General features: G+C 57.8%; 30 protein-coding genes. 16 read left to right on the top strand and 14 right to left on the bottom strand.

Going from position 1 to position 19,391, the window contains the following annotated elements; all coding sequences use genetic code 11:
* Positions 1-39: 39 nt before the first annotated feature.
* A complete protein-coding gene (locus C3F38_RS26875) occupies positions 40-222 on the bottom strand; it encodes a hypothetical protein (RefSeq protein WP_341535433.1) in 183 nt (60 codons plus the stop codon).
* Positions 204-1,184, bottom strand: coding sequence for an IS5-like element ISKpn26 family transposase (locus C3F38_RS17035; protein ID WP_009310076.1), 981 nt, complete (start codon positions 1,182-1,184; stop codon positions 204-206). The genes C3F38_RS26875 and C3F38_RS17035 overlap by 19 nt, the downstream gene beginning before the upstream one ends.
* Positions 1,185-1,264: 80 nt before the next feature.
* On the opposite strand from C3F38_RS17035, the gene ompC reads away from it, so the two are divergent.
* Complete coding sequence (gene ompC / locus C3F38_RS17030) at positions 1,265-2,347, top strand: porin OmpC (protein ID WP_055316806.1); 1,083 nt, start codon at positions 1,265-1,267, stop codon at positions 2,345-2,347.
* 241 nt (positions 2,348-2,588) lie between these two features.
* Here ompC and C3F38_RS17025 read toward each other — a convergent pair whose 3' ends face one another.
* Positions 2,589-2,813, bottom strand: a complete 225-nt coding sequence (locus tag C3F38_RS17025; RefSeq protein WP_055316804.1) for a biofilm development regulator YmgB/AriR family protein — start codon at positions 2,811-2,813, stop codon at positions 2,589-2,591.
* 121 nt (positions 2,814-2,934) lie between these two features.
* Positions 2,935-3,126, bottom strand: a complete 192-nt coding sequence (locus tag C3F38_RS17020) for a YebW family protein (RefSeq protein WP_038877040.1) — start codon at positions 3,124-3,126, stop codon at positions 2,935-2,937.
* Between the two features lie 228 nt (positions 3,127-3,354).
* Between C3F38_RS17020 and lysM the strand changes: the two genes are divergently transcribed.
* From lysM to C3F38_RS17005, 5 genes are all read left to right on the top strand, one after another.
* Positions 3,355-3,801, top strand: coding sequence for a peptidoglycan-binding protein LysM (gene lysM / locus C3F38_RS17015; RefSeq protein ID WP_016927389.1), 447 nt, complete (start codon positions 3,355-3,357; stop codon positions 3,799-3,801).
* Between the two features lie 265 nt (positions 3,802-4,066).
* Complete coding sequence (locus tag C3F38_RS26430; protein ID WP_016927390.1) at positions 4,067-4,222, top strand: hypothetical protein; 156 nt, start codon at positions 4,067-4,069, stop codon at positions 4,220-4,222.
* A gap of 23 nt (positions 4,223-4,245) precedes the next feature.
* Entirely contained in the window at positions 4,246-4,410 is a 165-nt protein-coding gene (locus C3F38_RS26425; protein WP_164491940.1) for a hypothetical protein, read from the top strand.
* A 107-nt stretch (positions 4,411-4,517) separates the two neighbouring features.
* Positions 4,518-5,459 carry a pirin family protein gene (locus tag C3F38_RS17010; RefSeq protein ID WP_038877042.1) on the top strand — a complete coding sequence of 314 codons (942 nt, stop codon included), beginning with the start codon at positions 4,518-4,520 and terminating at the stop codon, positions 5,457-5,459.
* 433 nt (positions 5,460-5,892) lie between these two features.
* Positions 5,893-6,240 (top strand): DUF1304 domain-containing protein, encoded by a 348-nt coding sequence (locus C3F38_RS17005; RefSeq protein ID WP_223294934.1) that lies wholly within the window; start codon positions 5,893-5,895, stop codon positions 6,238-6,240.
* Positions 6,241-6,261: 21 nt separating this feature from the next.
* On the opposite strand, the gene C3F38_RS17000 is transcribed toward C3F38_RS17005, so the two are convergent.
* Both C3F38_RS17000 and C3F38_RS16995 read right to left on the bottom strand, forming a co-directional pair.
* The gene (locus C3F38_RS17000) at positions 6,262-6,648 is read right to left on the bottom strand and encodes a helix-turn-helix domain-containing protein (protein WP_004927697.1); all 387 of its coding nucleotides are present in this window, start codon (positions 6,646-6,648) and stop codon (positions 6,262-6,264) included.
* Positions 6,649-7,095: 447 nt separating this feature from the next.
* Positions 7,096-7,308: a YccJ family protein gene (locus C3F38_RS16995; protein WP_004927694.1), complete on the bottom strand. Its 213-nt coding sequence runs from the start codon at positions 7,306-7,308 to the stop codon at positions 7,096-7,098.
* Positions 7,309-7,491: 183 nt separating this feature from the next.
* On the opposite strand from C3F38_RS16995, the gene C3F38_RS16990 reads away from it, so the two are divergent.
* Positions 7,492-7,731, top strand: a complete 240-nt coding sequence (locus C3F38_RS16990; RefSeq protein ID WP_025303170.1) for a DUF2766 family protein — start codon at positions 7,492-7,494, stop codon at positions 7,729-7,731.
* A gap of 40 nt (positions 7,732-7,771) precedes the next feature.
* Here C3F38_RS16990 and C3F38_RS16985 read toward each other — a convergent pair whose 3' ends face one another.
* Positions 7,772-8,005: a YobH family protein gene (locus C3F38_RS16985; RefSeq protein ID WP_038877047.1), complete on the bottom strand. Its 234-nt coding sequence runs from the start codon at positions 8,003-8,005 to the stop codon at positions 7,772-7,774.
* A gap of 161 nt (positions 8,006-8,166) precedes the next feature.
* Between C3F38_RS16985 and C3F38_RS16980 the strand changes: the two genes are divergently transcribed.
* Positions 8,167-8,325 (top strand): PhoP/PhoQ regulator MgrB, encoded by a 159-nt coding sequence (locus C3F38_RS16980; RefSeq protein ID WP_004927688.1) that lies wholly within the window; start codon positions 8,167-8,169, stop codon positions 8,323-8,325.
* A gap of 81 nt (positions 8,326-8,406) precedes the next feature.
* Positions 8,407-8,685, top strand: a complete 279-nt coding sequence (locus tag C3F38_RS16975) for a YebO family protein (RefSeq protein ID WP_048234326.1) — start codon at positions 8,407-8,409, stop codon at positions 8,683-8,685.
* A gap of 39 nt (positions 8,686-8,724) precedes the next feature.
* On the opposite strand, the gene fos is transcribed toward C3F38_RS16975, so the two are convergent.
* A complete protein-coding gene (gene fos / locus C3F38_RS16970; protein ID WP_038877053.1) occupies positions 8,725-9,132 on the bottom strand; it encodes a fosfomycin resistance glutathione transferase in 408 nt (135 codons plus the stop codon).
* Positions 9,133-9,302: 170 nt separating this feature from the next.
* On the opposite strand from fos, the gene C3F38_RS16965 reads away from it, so the two are divergent.
* From C3F38_RS16965 to C3F38_RS16955, 3 genes are all read left to right on the top strand, one after another.
* Positions 9,303-9,605, top strand: a complete 303-nt coding sequence (locus C3F38_RS16965; RefSeq protein WP_038877055.1) for a phage protein NinX family protein — start codon at positions 9,303-9,305, stop codon at positions 9,603-9,605.
* Between the two features lie 74 nt (positions 9,606-9,679).
* Positions 9,680-9,916, top strand: a complete 237-nt coding sequence (locus tag C3F38_RS16960; RefSeq protein WP_038877057.1) for a DUF4060 family protein — start codon at positions 9,680-9,682, stop codon at positions 9,914-9,916.
* A gap of 175 nt (positions 9,917-10,091) precedes the next feature.
* The gene (locus C3F38_RS16955; RefSeq protein WP_038877059.1) at positions 10,092-11,453 is read left to right on the top strand and encodes an amino acid permease; all 1,362 of its coding nucleotides are present in this window, start codon (positions 10,092-10,094) and stop codon (positions 11,451-11,453) included.
* A gap of 47 nt (positions 11,454-11,500) precedes the next feature.
* Here the strand turns inward: C3F38_RS16955 and C3F38_RS16950 are convergent, their stop codons facing one another.
* Positions 11,501-11,788 carry a hypothetical protein gene (locus tag C3F38_RS16950; protein WP_055316802.1) on the bottom strand — a complete coding sequence of 96 codons (288 nt, stop codon included), beginning with the start codon at positions 11,786-11,788 and terminating at the stop codon, positions 11,501-11,503.
* 222 nt (positions 11,789-12,010) lie between these two features.
* On the opposite strand from C3F38_RS16950, the gene C3F38_RS16945 reads away from it, so the two are divergent.
* The 3 genes from C3F38_RS16945 (at position 12,011) to cspE (ending at position 14,094) form a co-directional block, all read left to right on the top strand.
* Complete coding sequence (locus tag C3F38_RS16945; RefSeq protein WP_038877061.1) at positions 12,011-13,045, top strand: MBL fold metallo-hydrolase; 1,035 nt, start codon at positions 12,011-12,013, stop codon at positions 13,043-13,045.
* A 681-nt stretch (positions 13,046-13,726) separates the two neighbouring features.
* Entirely contained in the window at positions 13,727-13,843 is a 117-nt protein-coding gene (locus C3F38_RS16940; RefSeq protein WP_002211058.1) for a DUF2627 domain-containing protein, read from the top strand.
* Between the two features lie 41 nt (positions 13,844-13,884).
* On the top strand, positions 13,885-14,094 hold the full coding sequence (cspE, locus tag C3F38_RS16935; RefSeq protein ID WP_002221949.1) for a transcription antiterminator/RNA stability regulator CspE: 210 nt from the start codon (positions 13,885-13,887) through the stop codon (positions 14,092-14,094).
* Between the two features lie 52 nt (positions 14,095-14,146).
* Here cspE and C3F38_RS16930 read toward each other — a convergent pair whose 3' ends face one another.
* Positions 14,147-14,863: a polyphenol oxidase family protein gene (locus C3F38_RS16930; RefSeq protein WP_047730520.1), complete on the bottom strand. Its 717-nt coding sequence runs from the start codon at positions 14,861-14,863 to the stop codon at positions 14,147-14,149.
* A gap of 161 nt (positions 14,864-15,024) precedes the next feature.
* Here C3F38_RS16930 and rlmA point away from each other — a divergent pair, with 161 nt between their 5' ends.
* Positions 15,025-15,843, top strand: coding sequence for a 23S rRNA (guanine(745)-N(1))-methyltransferase (gene rlmA / locus C3F38_RS16925; protein ID WP_055312480.1), 819 nt, complete (start codon positions 15,025-15,027; stop codon positions 15,841-15,843).
* Between the two features lie 316 nt (positions 15,844-16,159).
* On the opposite strand, the gene C3F38_RS16920 is transcribed toward rlmA, so the two are convergent.
* The 4 genes from C3F38_RS16920 to trbF are packed head-to-tail and all read right to left on the bottom strand — an operon-like array spanning position 16,160 to position 19,378.
* The gene (locus C3F38_RS16920; protein ID WP_000108283.1) at positions 16,160-16,405 is read right to left on the bottom strand and encodes a DUF2274 domain-containing protein; all 246 of its coding nucleotides are present in this window, start codon (positions 16,403-16,405) and stop codon (positions 16,160-16,162) included.
* Positions 16,402-17,682 (bottom strand): TrbI/VirB10 family protein, encoded by a 1,281-nt coding sequence (locus C3F38_RS16915; protein ID WP_003092274.1) that lies wholly within the window; start codon positions 17,680-17,682, stop codon positions 16,402-16,404. Before C3F38_RS16915 ends, C3F38_RS16920 begins: the two co-directional genes overlap by 4 nt.
* Positions 17,683-17,684: 2 nt before the next feature.
* Positions 17,685-18,677, bottom strand: coding sequence for a P-type conjugative transfer protein TrbG (gene trbG / locus C3F38_RS16910; protein WP_000776560.1), 993 nt, complete (start codon positions 18,675-18,677; stop codon positions 17,685-17,687).
* Positions 18,674-19,378 carry a conjugal transfer protein TrbF gene (gene trbF, locus C3F38_RS16905; RefSeq protein ID WP_001211312.1) on the bottom strand — a complete coding sequence of 235 codons (705 nt, stop codon included), beginning with the start codon at positions 19,376-19,378 and terminating at the stop codon, positions 18,674-18,676. The genes trbG and trbF overlap by 4 nt, the downstream gene beginning before the upstream one ends.
* Between the last annotated feature and the right edge of the window lie 13 nt (positions 19,379-19,391).

Raw genomic sequence — 19,391 nt, 5'->3', positions numbered from 1 at the left:
CACAGCCCAAATCATAAATTGGGCGTGACGGGCAGGGTTCTAATTATAATATCTAGGGAAGGTGCGAATAAGCAGGTCATTTCTTCCCAAGCTGACTCGCTGATTAAAATTTCGCGGATCTGGGCCGATTTTTTTCCCGCAAACACATCGAATCAGCCTATTTAGGCTATTTTTTCCACCATTTCTGGCGTTATTTCCGGTTTTTACTGAGATCTCTCCCACTGACGTATCATTTGGTCCACCCGAAACAGGTTGGCCAGGGTGAATAACATCGCCAGTTGGTTATCGTTTTTCAGCAGCCCCCTGTATCTGGCTTTCACGAAGCCGAACTGCCGCTTGATGATGCGAAACGGGTGCTCCACCTTGGCACGGATGCTGGCTTTCATGTATTCGATGTTGATGGCCGTTTTGTTCTTGCGCGGATGCTGCTTCAAGGTTTTTACCCTGCCGGGACGCTCGGCGATCAGCCAGTCCACATCCACCTCGGCCAGCTCCTCGCGCTGTGGCGCTCCTTGGTAGCCGGCATCGGCTGAGACAAATTGCTCCTCTCCATGAAGCAGATTACCCAGCTGATTGAGGTCATGCTCGTTGGCCGCGGTGGTGACTAGGCTGTGGGTCAGGCCACTCTTGGCATCGACACCAATGTGGGCCTTCATGCCAAAGTGCCACTGATTGCCTTTCTTGGTCTGATGCATCTCCGGATCGCGTTGCTGCTCTTTGTTCTTGGTAGAGCTGGGTGCCTCAATGATGGTGGCATCCACCAAAGTGCCTTGGGTCATCATGACGCCTGCTTCGGCCAGCCAGCGATTGATGGTCTTGAACAATTGACGGGCCAGTTGATGCTGCTCGAGCAGGTGGCGGAAATTCATGATGGTGGTGCGATCCGGCAGGGCGCTATCCAGGGATAATCGGGCAAACAGGCGCATGGAGGCGATTTCGTACAGGGCATCTTCCATGGCACCGTCGCTCAGGTTGTACCAATGCTGCATGCAGTGAATACGCAGCATGGTCTCCAGCGGATAGGGCCGTCGGCCATTGCCCGCCTTGGGATAAAACGGCTCGATGACAGCGGTCATATTCTGCCATGGCAGAATCTGCTCCATGCGGGAGAGGAAAATCTCTTTTCGGGTCTGACGGCGCTTAGTGCTGAATTCACTATCGGCGAAGGTGAGTTGATGGCTCATGATGTCCCTCTGGGATGCGCTCCGGATGAATATGATGATCTCATATCAGGAACTTGTTCGCACCTTCCCTAGGAAAATAAATGATGAAACGCAGTGTATTAGCCTTAGCTGTCGCCCTCGGGGCGATCACCTCCTTCGCCAACGCGGCTGAAATCTACAATAAAGATGGCAATAAACTCGACCTGTACGGCCGCGTTTCGGCCAAACACGTTTTCAGTAAAGATAAAAGTGAAGACGGAGATAAAACGTACGTTCGTCTGGGCTTTAAAGGCGAAACCCAGATCAACGATCAGTTGACCGGCTACGGCCAGTGGGAATACAACGTTCAGGCCAACCACGACGAAGCGCAGGGCACCACCGGCACCAAAACCCGTCTGGGCTTCGCCGGCCTGAAGTTCGCCAACTATGGTTCGTTCGACTACGGCCGTAACTACGGCGTGGTGTACGACGCCGAAGCTTACACCGACATGCTGCCGGAATTCGGCGGCGACTCCTACAGCTACACCGACAACTACATGACCGCGCGCTCCAACGGCCTGGCGACCTACCGCAACCGTGACTTCTTCGGTTTGGTGGAAGGCCTGAACCTGGCGTTGCAGTACCAGGGTAAAAACAACGAAGACAAGCGCAGCGTAACCAAGCAAAACGGCGACGGCTACGGCATGTCTCTGGACTATCAGGACATCGGCGGCAGCGGCATCGGCGTCGCGGCGGCGTTCTCCGATTCCAGCCGCACCAGCGATCAGAAGGCGCTGCAGTACGGTAAAGGCGACAAGGCCACCGCCTGGACCACCGCAATCAAATATGACGCCAACCAGGTCTATCTGGCGGCCATGTATGCCGATACCCGCAACATGACGCCGATCAGCGTCAACGGCACGTCGGGCTTCGCCAACAAAACGCAAAACTTCGAAGTTGTGGCTCAGTACCAGTTCGAGAACGGTTTGCGCCCGTCCGTGGCTTACGTACAGTCCAAAGGCAAGGATATTGAAGGGATTGGCGATGTCGATCTGGTGAAATACGTGGAAGTGGGCGCGACTTACTACTTCAACAAAAACATGTACACCTACGTCGACTACAAGATCAACCAGTTGAACGACGACAACAAACTGAAGCTGAACACCGACGACATCGTTGCCGTCAACCTGACCTACCGCTTCTAAGTTTCCATCATTACCTTCATCCTGTGTCGGGATCGGTAATCAGGCAGGGCGCAAGCCCTGCCTTAGCTTGATGACAAAGGAGGAAAAAGCGTGGTTTTCCTCCTTTGTGGTTATCAGCCGAAAATCAATGAATTGATTTTCCTTATTTTTAAATGTGGTCTTCGGTAAACCTGCCAATGTCATCAGGTTTGTCATTAACCTCAGGGAGGGCGCAAGCCCTGCCTTCGTTTGTATCGCGCGCTCAGCCTTTTGGCGCCAACCCCACCAGCTCGATGGCCGAACGCAGCGCGGCAAACCGCTGCTGATCCTGCTCTCGCTCTATCTCTGTCACCAGCTGCGAAAGAATATTGCCGCCGGAGACCTTTTTATGGTTTTTGATTAACTGCAACACCGCATCGCCTAGCGCCAGGCTGACGTTGCGCAGCAGCATTTCATAATGCTCGTTGGAATGAGCTGATGCTGACATGACCTTTCTCTGTCTTTCTTCTTCGGGAGCCGCAATTTAGCAAAACAGCGGCCTAAAGCCTCGGAGGCAGACGAAGTTTCCGATGAAATCAGAAATTCCTCAGCATTGGCCGGGGAAGGCGTTAAAAATCCGAATATTCGCTGGCCGGTAACCAAAAGCCGTCGATAAACTCTTCCATGGGATAACAACCGGCGTGGCGCAGGTTCTGTTCCTTCATCGCGATCAGGCATTGCGGTTCGTCGCGCAATATATCGACCACCATTTCACTGCAGCCGCCATCCAGATAACAGACAAACATCACCAATGCGTACATCGTTGCATGCCTCCTTCGTCGAACCGCCCTGTAGGCAACAGTGTAGGTAAAAAAGCGCGATTTTTCAGCATCATTGCGTGATAAATCGCCATCGAGACGCCGCTGACGGCACTTTCGGAATTCTCTAACCGTTTCTGACGCCGGGAGCGGATGGCATATCCTTTTGACGATGCTAAGCTTAACAAGCCTTACTTCAATGCATCAGTGCAACCATCAAAAGGAGTGAATATGGGCTTGTTTAACTTCGTCAAAGAAGCGGGCGAAAAACTGTGGGACACAGTCACCGGCAATGCCTCCGCCGAAGATCAAAGCGCCAAACTCAAGGAGCATCTCGATAAGAGCGGCCTGCCAGGCACCGACAAAGTCGATGTGCAGGTGGTCGATGGTAAAGCCGTAGTGACCGGCGATGCCGTCAGCCAGGAGCTGAAAGAGAAGATCCTGGTGGCGATTGGCAACGTGGCCGGCATCAGCGGCGTGGAAGACAAGGTGGCGGTGGCGCAATCCGACGCCGAGAGCCGTTTCTACACCGTGAAGAAGGGCGATACGCTGAGCGCGATCTCCAAAGAGATGTACGGCAACGCCAATCTGTACAACAAGATTTTCGAAGCCAATAAGCCGATGCTGTCGAGCCCGGACAAGATCTATCCGGGGCAGGTGTTGCGTATCCCGCAATAATCTGTCGCTCTGCCAGAGCCCGGTTGCGTACCGGGCTTTTTTTTGTCCTCTGTAATCGCCGTCTCTTATTCCCCTGCGATCTCAATGTCGGTTACATCTACCCTGTGTACCCGCTCGCTCGCCGGCAGGCGCGGTGTTGACCCTGATGGGGAAAGTTGATAGCGTCATGCCCCGGTTGAGGCCGGAATGCCCAAGGCGGCAGCGTTAACGCCTTATACTGAGGGGGCCTTTTGCCCCGCCAAACAGCAATCCAGCAGTTGAACGAGTGAAAACCGATTTAGTGAAACAACAGCGTAACGCCTCAACGGATAAAAACTATCGAGAAACCTTGGGTGATGCGCAATTTGCTATCGTCGTGTTGGCGGTGGCGTCCTGCTCACTGATTATCTTTACGCTGGCGGTCACGCTGTGGGTGACCTGACGCGATTAACTAGGGGAGATAAAATGGAGCCTAATCTCCATGATGAAACCAAACTGCTGGCGATTATCGGCCTGTTGGTTTCCGTGCTGCTGGTGGTATCAATTCTCTTTGGCGTGACCTATTTCTCCGATCTCAGGCACGCGCACGACGATGTTGACATCAAAAGCTGCTATATCAAAGCGTCCTAATCCGCGCGAATGCGCCTGAGCGCCGCCGATCTGTGAGGTGAGCTGTCCTGTGTTAAGCTGGGACGGTTATCCCTTGGCGAATCGGCGCCATTCAGGAGGTCTTTGCGATGAGTCAGTCCCGTCCTACGCTCTCTTCACCCTCACGCGAGTGCCCCGTCGTTGACGGCGTGCGCCAGATCCAGCGTATTGCCGTACGTAACGCCGAAGTGGGGGGCATTCCGATCAACCGCGCGCTGCCAACCCGGGAAAGGCGCACCGTCGGTGCCTGGTGCTTTCTCGATCACGCCGGGCCGACGGTATTCAGCGGTAACTCGTCCGGCATGGATGTGGGGCCGCATCCGCACATCGGTCTGCAAACGTTCACCTGGATGATCGAAGGCGAAGTGCTGCACCGCGACAGCCTCGGCAGCGAGCAGGTGATCCGTCCGGGCCAGGTCAATCTGATGACCGCCGGGCACGGGATCGCACATACTGAACAGTCGGTGGGCGAACCGCGGCGATTGCATGCCGCACAATTATGGATTGCGTTGCCGGCCGAACATGCCGACATGGCACCGCGTTTCGATCATTATCCCGACTTGCCGCAGTGGCAGAATAGCGGCGTGAATCACCGTTTGCTGGTTGGGGAATTTGGCGCTTATCGTTCGCCGGTATTTACCCTTTCGCCATTAATCGCCATTGATATGGAATGGCAGGAAGCGGCGACGGTGCAATTGCCGCTGCGCGATGACTATGAAATCGGCTTCTTGCCCCTAATGGGGGCATTCGAACTTAATGGTGAAACCTTTTCACCTGACGAGTTTGCCTATTTGGGCATGAAGAATAACTCTATCGAGTTAAATGCACGGAAGGGCAGTAGGGGATTATTAATTGGCGGCGCGCCGTTAAATGAAGAGATCCTTATCTGGTGGAATTTCGTTGGCCATACCAAGGCTGAAATTACTCGGGCCCAGCATGATTGGGAACAAGGGGCGCCGCGTTTTCCGCCGGTGAGCGGTTATTCCGGCGAGCGCATGACCGCGCCACGCCTGCCCTGGGGCGATGTTTGATAGCGTTAGGATATAATCGCCGCGCTTATTCGGCTTATTTCGCTCTAATAAGGCGAAATTACTGTGATCGCGGCTCCAGCTTTACCGCAGAATAAGGTTTATCGGCAGAACAGTGATCTGGCGCATATAATGACAATGAGAAGAAGTTTAGGATAACCCTCAGGAAGTCAGGTTGTCTCCCGTTAGTCAGATGTCAGTGAGGTCATTATGAGCCAGGTACTTTATCGTGCAAGACTGTCCCATGTCGTGATTGCTACGGCGCTGTTTTGGGTCTCTGTCGCGGCATTGTTGGTCGCCGTATTAAACTAACCTCAAAAAATGACTCCTGCATAAACCCGCTTCGGCGGGTTTTTTTATCGCCATTGTCTGGCGATAGAAGCTACGCGATTATACTTAATGGCATCTTCAATAAGCGATAGGGACAATCATGAAGCTGTTTGCCGATATTTTGCTGTTGCTCATCGCGGTGCTCCATCTTTATATCCTGGTGCTGGAAATGTTCCTGTGGCGTGCGCCGCTCGGCAGACGCGCCTTCGGTACAACGGCGGAGTTTGCCGCGGCCACGCGGGTATTGGCCGCCAATCAGGGGCTGTACAACGGTTTTCTGGCGCTGGGGCTGGCATGGGGCTACTGGCGTGAGGACATGGCGCTGCAGCTGTTCTTTCTCGGGTGCGTGTTGGCGGCCGGGGTGTTCGGCGGGCTGACCGCCAGCCGCAAGATCTTGTGGGTGCAGGCGTTGCCGGCCTTGATCGCGATGCTGGCGGTATGGGGGGGGCGTTAACCCGCCGGTTCACGGCGGGCGTCAGGCGGATTTTTGGTGAATGACGTGCAACGGCGGGTCGATGTGCAGATCGACGCTCAAATCCTGGCGGAAATCATAAGGCGTGATATTAAAACGCTTTCTGAACATGTAGGTGAAGTGGGACTGTGAGCCGAAGCCAAAGTCCAGGGCGATATCGAAGATCGACGCTTCACTGCTGCGCAGTTGGTAAACCGCGCCGGCCAGGCGGCGTTCGCGAATGTATTTGCCCAGCGAAATCCCTGTCGCTTCTTTGAACAGCTTCTGCATGTGCCACAGCGAGTAGCCGGAGTACTCGGCCAGCTCTTCGAGATGGATCACTCGTCCAAGGTGAGTTTCGACCCATTTGCTGAGGGCGCAGACCAATGAGAGATGGTGTTCTTGTATCATCAGTGCGTCAGTGTGAGATCTACATAGCGGTGAAGTATACACAACTTGCCGCCGCGGACAAAAACGCCGCCGGTGACGGGGGGCAATTATTCGGAAAAACCGTTCAACCACGGCTTGTCAGTAGAAAGGAAAAACGGCTAATCTGAGACTGTCGCCGCCGCGGTGGGTGACGCGGAAAAGGCCACAGCAAGTAACCGCCAAAACAGAGTCAGCCGTAACAACTCAACGTTGATGGGGTGATCGCATGTTAATGACAGTGATTATTACTCTGGTTGTAATCGTGGGCGTCGGCGCTTTTATGGCGATGCCGGTGATGAGCATGAAAAATGCGGAAGGTGTGGGAGGTGAAGAACCGTGAGAGCAAGAGACATAGCACGCCGCTGAGCGGGGCGATCGAGAATCGGGAAAGCCTGGGTCAGAAACCCGGGCTTTTTGTTGCGTAGCCGCTCAAACGTTTTTCCGCTCGACGGTTTCCTCTCCCCAATAAAGCTGATCGGCGGTGGTTTTGGCAAAGGCCTTCTCCAACGCTTCGTCGCTGCCTTCTTCCCAGATCTTCTGTGCCAACACTTCGTCGTTCCCTGCCAGTTCAAAAATAGCTTCGGCGATTTCCACCGAAGTTTCACGCACTGTCGCCCAGGATTTCACATTGTGATTCGCCATAATTTTCTCCTGTTGGTTGTGGCTTACGGGTGGTTTTTGCCACCGTCATGCTGCAAGTATAGGCTAATCCGCCGTGGACTTTTGCCCGGCGGTGCGCAGAAGGGGGAAAAAGGCGGGGAGAGCGGGCAATGCCGCAGGCGGCGTGCTATTCTGTGCGGCGTTTGAATCAAGAGGAAAATTATTATGTCTGACATGCTGAGCAACGAGCAGGAACTGGCTTCCGATCTGGTCGCTTGCCAACTGGTCATCAAACAGATTCTGGACGTTATCGACGTGATTGCGCCTACCGAAGTGCGCGACAAGATGGCGGGTCAGCTTAAAAGCATCGATTTCTCCACGCATCCTGCAGGCGCCGATCCGGTGACTCGCCGCGCGATTGACAAGGCGATTGCGCTGATCGAGATGAAGTTCACCCGCAGCTGAGGCGGGGCCGCCGCAGGGCGGCGGCGTCGGGCGGTGGCGGTTAGTCCACCACCGTTTCGATTTTCTTGAACAGCGGGCAGTCGGCTACACCGATGAAACCGTTGTCGCCATTGACGTACTGGGCGATCGCCACGTTGCGCGCCGTCAGGTATTTGCACTGCAATCCCAACCCGCCAACGTTCTTGTTGCTGCCTATCAGCACGCCGTAACCCGAGATCAAAAAGCCGCCGTAAATGACCGCCAACACCAGTACCCACTTAATCAATCTGCTCATTGTGCTTCCTCATTGTCCCTGAGGGGCCATCTAGCCACGACAACGGCATGACGGCAAGGGTAACAGTCTGAAAACCGGGCGATAGCCAGAAATCTAAACGACAAGTTAAACTTCGTTTAACTTCGCTGTGATAACATGCGCGATAGATTACCCAGATAACAATGAGGCTGCTAAATTTGTTGCGAAAAAAAATCCTCGTGATAATGACGGCCGTCGCAGCCTGCCTGTTTTTCTACCTGTTGGCGCTGGACAGTTATTGCGACGATGGCGGAAACTTTGCGCTGGGCATCTGCTCGGTAACGCGCTTCGTGCCCTGGTAAGCAATTTTTGGCAGGGATGTTCGCACGGCCGCCGCGAGTGTTAAGATGGCGGCCTGAATGTTGCAGTAAATAGGGTTGTCCATGTACGATTTAGGTTTTGGCCAGAATGGCCTGTTGTCGCTGGCCCTCGCCGCCGTGGCGTTGCTGGTTGGGCTGTGGATTTGGTTTCTGGTGAACCGCGCCAGCGTGCGCGCCAACGAGCAGATTCGTCTGCTGCAGGAGATTGCCGAGCAACAACGCCAACAAACGGCGCTGTTGAAACGCCTGGCGCACCGTGCACGCGCTGATGGCGGCGATGCTGCTGAAGACGACGATCTCAGCCCCGCGCTGGATTTCAAAGGTTTTATCCCCGAACGTTGAGCATGATGCTCCGTCCGGCGGCAGCGCCGCCGGGGCGCCTCAGTAAAACACCATGCCCTGATACGGTTTTTCCCGGCATGCCGCCAGGCGGCTGGCCAGATCGCCGGCATGGATCTCCAACTGGTGCCCGTCAGGATCGAGAAAATAGAGCGATTCGCCTTCGCTGCGATTGCTCTTCCACTCTTTGACGCCGTTCTGGCGCAGCCGCTCGCTGACCTGCTCAATGTGTTCCGGCGCTACGCTGAAGGCGTAATGGGTGTAATCGCGCGCGCTTTGTTGCGCCCGGGCCTCATCCCGCGACAGACACAGCCACAACGCCCCCAACGAGAGATAAGCGCCGCCTTGCCAGCGGGCGTGCGGGGTAAACCCCAACAGATGACGATAAAATTCGAAGCTGCGATCGAGATCGCTGACGGCGAGCGTCAGGTGATTGAGGCCGGTCAACATGCATGCATTTCCTGGGCGCTGAACAGAGGGAAAAGTGTACGCAGGCGCTAAGGAAAGATAAAGGGGGCAAAGCATTAGTAGAGATAATGTGAAAACCGGCGGCGCTGTCATAAAACTGTCGTACAGACATCGTAATGTAGCGCGAACCTTACGAAAGATGGATAAAGCCGATGATTAAATGGTACGAAGAAAGCGATGCCGAAGTGAACCGCAGCATCGCGCTGCTGACCGGGGAGAACCCGGACAAGTGGTATCCCTACGGTGGTGTGAAAGGTAAAGATTACTGCAAGAATCCCTCCGATGCCTGGCCGATCATTTGCGCCAACAAAATCAGTCTGAACCCCGATAACCAAAGCGACAGCCCGCAATGGCAGGCGCGCATGAGCACCCAGGGCGGTGAATGGCAGGCGGACAGCGTCAGCCCGCTGCGCGCGGCGATGATCTGCTTCCTGATGAGCCGGCAGGCTAACTGATTCGAACAATACCGGTGATTGGTAAGAGTTTCTCCTTTTTCTAATAACAGAGCTGTCGTTGGCGGAGGCTGTTTATGAAGCGCATTATCAAAGGTGATAAAAACTTGTCTCATCTGGTGATTGCCCATGCGGCGATCGATCGTCATGCCGAAAGCTTCGGCCAGCGCCGTCAGGGCTGGCCCTCGACCTACCTGATAAGATATCAAAACGATCGCGTGGCGGTGGAAGTGGTCACGCGTAGCCAATCTTATGTCGCCACGCTGATGATCGGCGCGCGCAACCTGACCAAACTGTGCGGAATGCCCGGCTAAACGCCGCCCTTATCCGCTTTCTCACGGTAAAAAAATCGCGCTCCGGCCCGTCGTCTCGGGGCGCTTCTCCTTGATGCTCACGGGGTTAAGTGTTAAAAAGCCGCCCGCAGATACATTTATTGATTGGTGAAATCTTGGCCGATAACGGCAAGGGTGTACGCCATATGAGGATAAGATGGGCGGTCAGCATCAGGATACTCCGCTAAAACGCGGTTTAAAAAACAGACACATACAGCTTATTGCCCTCGGGGGCGCCATCGGTACCGGTTTATTTCTCGGCATTGCGCAAACCATTAAAATGGCCGGCCCCGCCGTGCTGTTGGGCTACGCCATCGGCGGTTTTATCGCGTTTTTAATCATGCGCCAGCTGGGCGAAATGGTGGTTGAGGAGCCGGTCGCCGGATCTTTCAGCCACTTTGCCTATAAATATTGGGGTGATTTCGCCGGCTTCCTTTCCGGCTGGAACTACTGGGCAATGTTCATTCTGGTCGGCATGGCGGAATTGACCGCCGTCGGCATCTACATTCAGTACTGGTGGCCGGAAATCCCCACCTGGGCCTCCGCCGCGCTGTTTTTCGTGCTAATCAACCTGATTAACCTGGTGAACGTGCGTCTGTACGGCGAAACCGAGTTCTGGTTCGCCATCATCAAAGTGGTGGCGATTGTCGGCATGATCGTGTTCGGCGCCTGGCTGTTGGTCAGCGGCAACGGCGGCCCGCAGGCCAGCATCACCAACCTGTGGCAGCAGGGCGGCTTTATGCCGCATGGCTTCTCCGGGCTGGTGATGGCGATGGCGGTCATCATGTTCTCGTTCGGCGGGCTGGAAATGGTCGGCATCACCGCGGCGGAAGCCGCCGATCCGCGCCGCAGCATTCCTAAAGCCACCAATCAGGTGGTGTACCGCATTCTGATCTTCTATATCGGCTCGCTGACCGTGCTGCTGTCGCTCTATCCGTGGGGGCAAGTGGTGGAGGGCGGTAGCCCGTTCGTACTGATCTTCCATGCGCTGAACAGCAATCTGGTGGCGACCGTGCTCAACGTGGTGGTGTTGACCGCCGCGCTGTCGGTCTACAACAGCGGCGTTTACGCCAACAGCCGCATGCTGTTCGGGCTGGCCAGCCAGGGCAATGCGCCGCAGGCGCTGACGCGCGTGAATAAACGCGGCGTGCCGGTATTGTCCATCGCGCTGTCGGCGTTGATTACCTCGATTGGCGTGCTGATCAACTACCTGATGCCCGGCAAGGCGTTTGAGCTGCTGATGGCGCTGGTGGTGTCAACGTTGGTGATCAACTGGGTGATGATTTGCCTGGCGCACCTGAAATTCCGCGCCGCCAAGAACCGCCAGGGCGTCATCCCCAGCTTTAAGGCGCTGTGGTATCCGTTCGGCAACTACCTGTGCCTGGCGTTCCTCGGCCTGATTCTGGTGATTATGTATTTCAGCGAAGGGATCCGCATTTCGGTGTTGCTGATGCCGGTTTGGATTGCGGTGCTGTGGTGCGGGTTTATGCTGACGCGCCGTAAAGGCGCCAAGCGCTAATCGGTATGCGGCGGAGGCGTAGTCTGCGCCTCCGCTTCTTTTGTGCGTCAGCCGCGCGGCATAAAGGCGCGCCCCTCACGACCCCGTCCCAGCAGTTTCCGGCACAGCAGCAGCAGGGTGCTGATCACGTCGATGGCGACCACGCTGAGCATCAGCAGGGTCAGCATGAAAAACCCGAGCAGCGAACCGCCCAGCAGAACCAGTGGCGCCGGTACGCGCAGACGGCGCAGCTTCATGGCGAAATACATTTTCCAGTATTGCTTCTGCGCCAGCAGCGCGCTGCGAATACGGCGCCCCAGGCCTGAGCCTGATTTGCGGGATGTAGAACGACTCATAACTTCTCCTTTTCTGTATGCCCTACAAGTCAATCACAAAGATCTTAAGAGAGTCTTAACGGGCTCTTGGCGGCCCTGGCTGTCTCACCGGAGTGAGACAACAGCATACGGCAAAAGGTCCCGCAATGCAGCGCACGGCTGACGAAGTGCGAGTCTCGTCGGGTTTGTTACACTGGAAGTCACGCCCGTGCAGGGGGCGCAGCGGACAGGAGAAGGGGCTGGATGAAGAGAATCAATCGTTATTACGACGCGGCCAAGGCGCATCACACGCCGGAGGGATTTCGCAACCCGGAACCCTCGCAGCGCCAGGAGGGTGACCTGCAGCGTTGGCAGGATGAGCGCAAGCGGCAGGGGCTGCCCAGGCCGCCGCAGCAGGGCTACGCGCAATTTACCGAACGCTGGTGGCAACCCGCCGATCTCAGCGGCAGCGATGACAGCATCTGGTGGCTGGGGCATGCATCCATGCTGTTGCGGCTGGGTGGCCGCTATATCCTGATCGACCCGGTGTTGTCCGAACGCGCCTCGCCGCTGAGCTTCTACGGGCCGAAGCGCAGAACGCCGGCGCCGCTGACGGTGGAGCAATTGCCGGCGGTGGATGCGGTGCTGATCTCCCATAATCATTATGACCATCTCGACAGGCGCACGGTGCGGCAGCTGGCGCGGCGCTTCCCACAGGCCGAGTTTATCGTGCCGCTCGGCTTGAAGCATTGGTTCCGCCGTTATCGGCTGAAGGTGCATGAACTGGACTGGTGGCAGAGCCTGTCGTTAGGTGAGCTGACGGTCTACGCCACGCCGGCGCGGCACTGGAGCATGCGCACGTTGTGGGATCGCAATTGCTCGCTGTGGTGCGGTTGGGTGATCCATCATCCGGCGCTGCGGTTCTATTTTTCCGGCGACAGCGGCTATTCGGCACGGTTGGCGGAAATTGGTCAACGGCTGGGCCCGTTCGACGTGGCGGCGCTGCCCATTGGCGCCTATGCGCCGCGCTGGTTCATGCAGGAGCAGCATATGGATCCGCAGCAGTCGGTGGCGCTGTATCGCGAGCTGAATCAGCCGCGAGCCATTCCCATCCATTGGGGGGTATTCGAACTGGCGGATGAATCGCTGGACGAACCGCCGCAGCAACTGAACCTGGCGCTGAGCGAGGCGGGGCTGGAACAGCATCAATTCCATCCGCTGAAGATTGGCGAGCGCATCGCGTTGCAGGACTCGCAGCAAGCGTTGTCTATCCACCCGGTGGTACAGAGGAAAGAATAAGATCAACGGTTTGAAAGCGTGGCAGTAATTAGCAAAATTGATAAGTGCGGGGTGGGATCCAAATAACCACCCGATTTTCCGGATTTAATTCAATGCCGCACTTTCGCTATTCATAAGGTTATTCCGGTTATTCAGATTTAGGGTTTCGGATTATTTAGGATGAAGCCACCGGCCAGCGGGGGAGGCGTCAGGACGTTGCATGCTTATGCAGCCGTTGGTCGGCGTGTCAGCGCGGCCGCCGGCTCTCGTCACGCTCTGGTGCATGCCGTGCGGTGACAGGGCTGAAGGCCGATGGTGAATGCGCTTTCCGACGGTAAAGGGGCGGAGGAGCATTGAATAAATTGGCCCCCGTTCATCGATATTCAAATGTTGCATATGACATTCCATAAAGATTCAAATTTTTTAACGCTATAAGCGACAAAAAAGCGAAAACGCCGAGAAGGAGATGCGTCAAAACGATGAAAGTTTTGTTAAAACGCTATCAGAATGCGGGGTCTGGCGCAGCGAGTTTGGCAAGCAGAAAATAGCCGATGCTTCAACATCTTTTGGCCTATTTAAGCAAATGTGGCTCTCGACCGTTTCAAATATGTGCGACATGTCGTTCAGTGATTAAAAATGGCTTGCCATCGCATACAGAGTATGTGATAACGCATCTGGGTAAAACGAGGTACAGTTCTGTATATGTGTGGCATTTTCAGTAAAGAAGTTCTGAGTAAAGACGTTAGCGTTGAATACCGCTTCTCTGCCGATCCTTATCTTAGTGCCTCAAGCAGTAACGACTCTAGTTTGTCTATGTAACGCCCTCGGGCGGTTTAAACAATCCAAAGGAAATACTCAAGATGGCAAAGATCAAAGGTCAAGTTAAGTGGTTCAACGAGTCTAAAGGTTTCGGTTTCATCACCCCGGCTGACGGCAGCAAAGACGTGTTCGTACACTTCTCTGCAATCCAGGGTAACGGCTTCAAAACCCTGGCTGAAGGCCAGAACGTTGAGTTCGAAATCCAAGATGGCCAGAAAGGCCCATCTGCAGTAAACGTTACTGCTATCTAATCAGCGTCAGCTGTACAAAAAGCCCGCCTTCGAGCGGGCTTTTTCGTTTCCGTCATCCGGCGGCGATGATGATGCCGGCGTACTGGTTGCGGCCTTTGATCCCCGGATGCGTCGGATCCTGCGCGCGCCGGTGGCTGTTGCGGCGATAGCTGGTGTATTTGAAGCGCTGTGGCCGCTGTGGGTCGACGTCCGGCGTGCAGATGGTGCAACTGCCGGCGCGGTCAACGGCGGCGAAGCCGAGCGCCGCCAGCTTGTATTCGGCAATCGCGGCCAAATCCAGATGCCGGTAATGTGGGCTGATCAGCGTGGCGGGCAGCGGCAGGCGCTGTTTAAAATTTTCCACCAGCGCTTCATCGACTTCGTAGCAGCACGGGCCGGCGGCAGGGCCGATAGAGGCCACCCAATCGGCGGTGTCGCCATCCTGGCGAATGCGCGCTGCCACCTGTTCCAGAATGCCGTCCAGTAAACCGCGCCAGCCGGCATGAACCGCGGCGATGGCGCCCCCGTCACGGCGGCTGAACAGCACCGGCAGACAGTCCGCCGTCAGTACGCTGAGCAGAATGCCGGGCTGGCGGGTATAGAAACCATCGGCCTCGCCGCACGCCTGCGCCGGTTGCAGCACGTCGACGATACGGGTGCCGTGCACCTGCTTCTTTTCCGGTAGCGTGGCGCTGTAGGGCAGCAGATGCCCGGGCAGCAGCGCGAGTTTGCTGCCAAAGCCGTGCTGAATGTGGGGCACCGCATTGAGCAGCGCGGAACGATCGCTCATAAGTTATTTTCACCTGCGTGAGAAAACAGACTCTCAGTGTAGCCAGCTTTTTCCCCGCTTGACCAGGCGTTGTTGGCGGCGAAAGCGAGCGGGGATGCGCCTTGCATCGAGCCGACGCCTTCTTTAGACTAGCCGCGCCCTGTCTTTCTGGAAGCCCATTCATGTCTTATCAATGCCCTCTGTGTCATCAACCGCTGCATTTTTCATCGCAACACTGGCGTTGCGCCGGCAATCATCAGTTCGATCAAGCCAAAGAAGGCTACGTCAATCTGCTGCCGGTGCAGCACAAACGATCGAAGCAGCCGGGAGACAGCGCGGAAATGATGCGGGCACGGCGCGCGTTTCTCGACGGCGGTTATTATCAACCGCTGCAGCAGCAGGTGGCCGAGTGGCTGGATTTGGCGCTGGCGGCCGATGCTGGCGCGTTGTTGGACATAGGCTGTGGGGAAGGGTATTACACCGCTGCCGTGGCCGCACGGCTGGCACAGGCGCGCAATATGGCGGTCTATGGGCTGGACGTCGCCAAGGTAGCGATCCGCTACGCCGCCAAACGTTATCCTGCGGTCTCGTTCTGCGTCGCCTCCAGCCACCGTCTGCCGTTCGCCGACGCGGCGCTGGATGCGGTCTTGCGCATTTATGCGCCCTGCAAGGCAGAGGAGCTGGCGCGGGTGGTGAAGCCGGGTGGCGTGGTAGTGACGGTCTCGCCGGGCCCGCGTCATCTGTACCAGCTGAAAGAGCAGGTCTACCAACAGGTGCAGCTGCATGCCGAGCAGGACGAACAGTTCGACGGTTTCGAGTGTGAGCGTAAAGAGGCGTTGGCCTATACGATGACCCTGCCGGGCACACAGGCCGCCAACCTGCTGCAGATGACACCGTTCGCCTGGCGTGCTACGCCGGAGGTGCAGCAGCGGCTGGCGGCTGGCGGCGAGTTCGTGTGCGAAACGGATTTCGCGTTGGCGCTGTACCGACGCCGCGCTTAACCGGCGCACCGGGCCCAGAAACAAAAAAGTGCCGGTGTCAATTCTTTCGCGCAAATCAAGAAGGACTTGAAACCGTATATGGGACAGTAGGTTAGCTCCTTTCGGGGCCGCTTAGAAGAAGAGCGGCGTTGTCGGCTAGGAGCGACATAGGAGCGTTGGGAGAGAAAGCCGCATCGCACTGTGTAGTGCTGGATTGCCGAGGAACGGCGGGCCTGTCGCATCATCATAGCCCAACAGGCTCGGCGGCATCCAGAATGAAGAACGCGCAGCCTGGGCTGCGCGTTCGATGGATGCCGTTGAATAGCATGCGGTGCAATCATGGCGGCTTCGGTGGTGTGCTGCGGGTCGCCGTGCCCTTCCTGAATCCTCGATCCCCCGCCATGAACGCTTCCAGCATATGCGGGATCAGCGTCGCCGCATCAACGGCCTCGCCATACGCCTGCGCGTGTAGCGCGGCGTAGCGGTCGAGGTCGACTTTCAAGCTGGTCGGGCAAACGAAAGTCAGCTTGGTGCTCTCGGTCTTCGGCAGCGGGCCGAGCCGCAGCTTCTTGGTCGTGCTCATCGTGAAGTCCCCCGGTTGAAGAACAGCGGCTGGTACGGCCGCAGCACCAGATCCCGGTTGACGATGATGCGAACCGGCAGGCCCGGCCGTTGCGTTAAGGTCGGCTGGATGTTGAGGTTGCGCCGGGTCATCTCCTGGCCGACCTGATTGATGCTGTCCTGCGCGCTGTCGCGCCCAGCGATGATGACGCGATCACCATCCTGCCGGTTCTCCGGCGCGGCCAGCTCGGCACCGACGCCCAGCAGCGTGGTGAGTGCCGCACCGGCAAAGATGCGGCCCCAGTGGTAGTCCACATCGTCCTCCAGCCCGGCATAGCCGGCTGGGTCGGTGCCGGCCAGGTTGTCGAGCGTGAGCGAAGACGTGTCCGGCAGGATGATCCGGTTCCAGACGACTTGAACGCGGCTCTGCCCGTAGCTGACCTGGCTGTTGTATTTGCCCAGGATGCGCGAACCCTGCGGAATCAGCAGGAAGCGCCCGGTGGCTGTGTCATAGACCGGCTCCGTCACCGTGGCGATCACGTCGCCGGGCAAGTCCGACTTGATGCCCGTCACCAAGGCACCTGCGACCACTGTTCCGGCCATAACCTGATACGGCGAAATTGGCAGAGTCAGATTGCCGGAATTACGGGTTTCAGTGGGGCCAGCTTTCATGAAAGCCTCTTTCTGGTCTTGCCGGTTTTGCACCGCTGTCGGGTCAGCAGGTTGGGCCGCCGTGGAGGCCGGCCCGGCCGCCAGCGGGTCAAACGCCGCATTGGCGGCGAAGCCCGGCGCAGCGGCCACCTGTGTCTGCGCTACCGGCGCCGCATTCTGCCCACCCGAGCGGAAGAACACGGACGAGGCCGCGGCCGCCTCGGCTTCTTTTCGCAGGGCATCGTTCGGGTCGTGACCGGGGGCCGCGTAGGCAGCCGTCGCCGGTTGCTGCGACTTCACGATAGCCGGGCCAAGATCGCCCGGCAGCGGTGGCCCTAGTTCGGGAACGGCAGGCAGCAACGCCGGCGGCAGCTTGGAATAGTCCGTCGGCAGCGCATCCAGTCCTTCCGACTTTGACACGCGATCGACGTTGTAAAGCTCGGTCTGCTCGCCTGTGCTGCGTCGATGAGGTTGCAGCGACCACATCAGCGCGCCGAGCACGGCGACCGCTAGGACGCCGGCAAGGATGGCCAGCGAGCGCCGGTTCAGGCGTGTGACTGGACGCGGCTGGGCGCGCAGCGCCACTGCCTCCGGCGCCACCTTGTCCGCCTGCGGCGCGGCAAGGTCGGGAGTGTCATCCTGGCTCATGGTCAGTTCCTCCGTGCAACACCATCGGTGCGCTCGATCCGCACCACGTCGCCGCCATCGCCGCCCAGCCGCAGTTCGGCCGCGCCGAACAGGCGATCCACGACGTAGTACGGCGAGCGAAAACGGTAGTTCACCAGTTGCCCGTCGCCCTGCGCGCCGATGACAAACAGCGGCGGCAGCTCGCCCTGGGCGATGCCCGGCGGGAACTGGATATAGACCTTCTCTCCATCATCGAAGGCGCGCAGAGGCTTCCACGGCGGGTTGCTGCCCGATACCGCGTAGCGGAAGCGGATCTTGTCCAGCGACAGGCCCGTATCGACAGGCGTTGTTGCCTGCGCTGCCTGCGCCTGGCGCTGCAACGCGAGCATTCGGTCTTTCGGATAGTCCCAGGACACCGACGCCATCCATGCCCTCTCGGTCGAGGTCAGCTCCAGCAGGTAGGTGCGCCGACTGGTGGTGATGACGAGATTGGTTTTCAGACCGGAGCGGATAGGCTTGACCAGCACATTGACGCGCAGATCGGCCCCGCCGCCGCTGGACGTGTCGCCCACGATCCAGCGCACGGTATCGCCGGCGGCGACCGTTACCAGTTCCTCGCCCGGTTGAAGCGAAACCACCGTCACGCGCCCCGGCGACGCATAGACCTGATAAAGCGCGCCATCGGTGAACGGCCACACCTGAATCGCGTTGACGTAGCCCTCACGGGTAGGCGCGATACGCGCTTCTGCATTGGCACGGGAAACGCGCACCTTTTCGTCGGCCGGCTCCGGCGCAACGGGGGCCTCATCGAGTTCCGGCAGGGGCTTCAACTGCGCCGGCAGCGCCAGCGGTTCAGGGACGGCGACGACTTCGACGGGCTTGGGCGGTTCGGGCAACGGCTGGGCCAGCACCGTCTCGTCGAGCGAGATGGATGGCGGCGGCTTCCCCTGCGAGGCGCAGCCCGCGAGGGCCAGCAGCGTCAAAGGAACAACGTAAAGGCGGAAACGAAGTTTCATGGTTTGGCTCCTTCGGAAGAATCCAGTTCGCGGCTCCATGACAGGCCGTTGACGTAGATACCCAATGGGTTCTTGAGCAGGCGCTGTTCAGTACGCGGGGTTTGCAGGACGGTCGAAAGCACGGCGTTCCAGCGTTCGGTGCCGGCGGGCGCACCGTTGACATAGCGCTGCTCTGTCCAGCGCACGTTGAAAGACGTGTCGCTCGCGCGAACCACGCTGGTGATTTGCACCGTTACCGATTCCTTGCCGATGCGGGCGAATGGGTCATTGGTGCGGGCGTAGTCGTTGAGCACCGCCGCGCCCTTGTCGGTGGTGTAGTCGTAGGCATCGAGCCAGTTCTGCCGCACCACGATGGGGTCGATGGACAGCGAGCGAACCAGCGTCACGAAGCGCGCCAGGTGGTGCGCGATCTGCGCGTCGCCGGGCCGGTACGGCGTGGCGGCCTCTCCCACGGCGCGCACCTGCCCGGCTTGATCGACCTCGATGACATAGGGCGTCACGATGGACTGCGCCGAGCGCCACACCAGGCCGCCGGCCATCAACAGCGCGAGCACTAGGCAGCCGAAGGCCATCAGGCGCCAATTCTTCGCCTGCACGCGGGCGGAGCCGATACGGTCGTCCCACACCTGGGCGGCGGCTTGATACGGGGTGGCAGGCTGCGGCGTATCGGCGTAGCGCACCTGCGGTCGTTTGAATCGCATGGGTGTTCTCCTT

Source organism: Serratia sp. SSNIH1 (assembly GCF_002935055.1).
GTDB lineage: Bacteria > Pseudomonadota > Gammaproteobacteria > Enterobacterales > Enterobacteriaceae > Serratia > Serratia nevei.
This window is presented reverse-complemented; position numbering and strand designations above follow the sequence as displayed.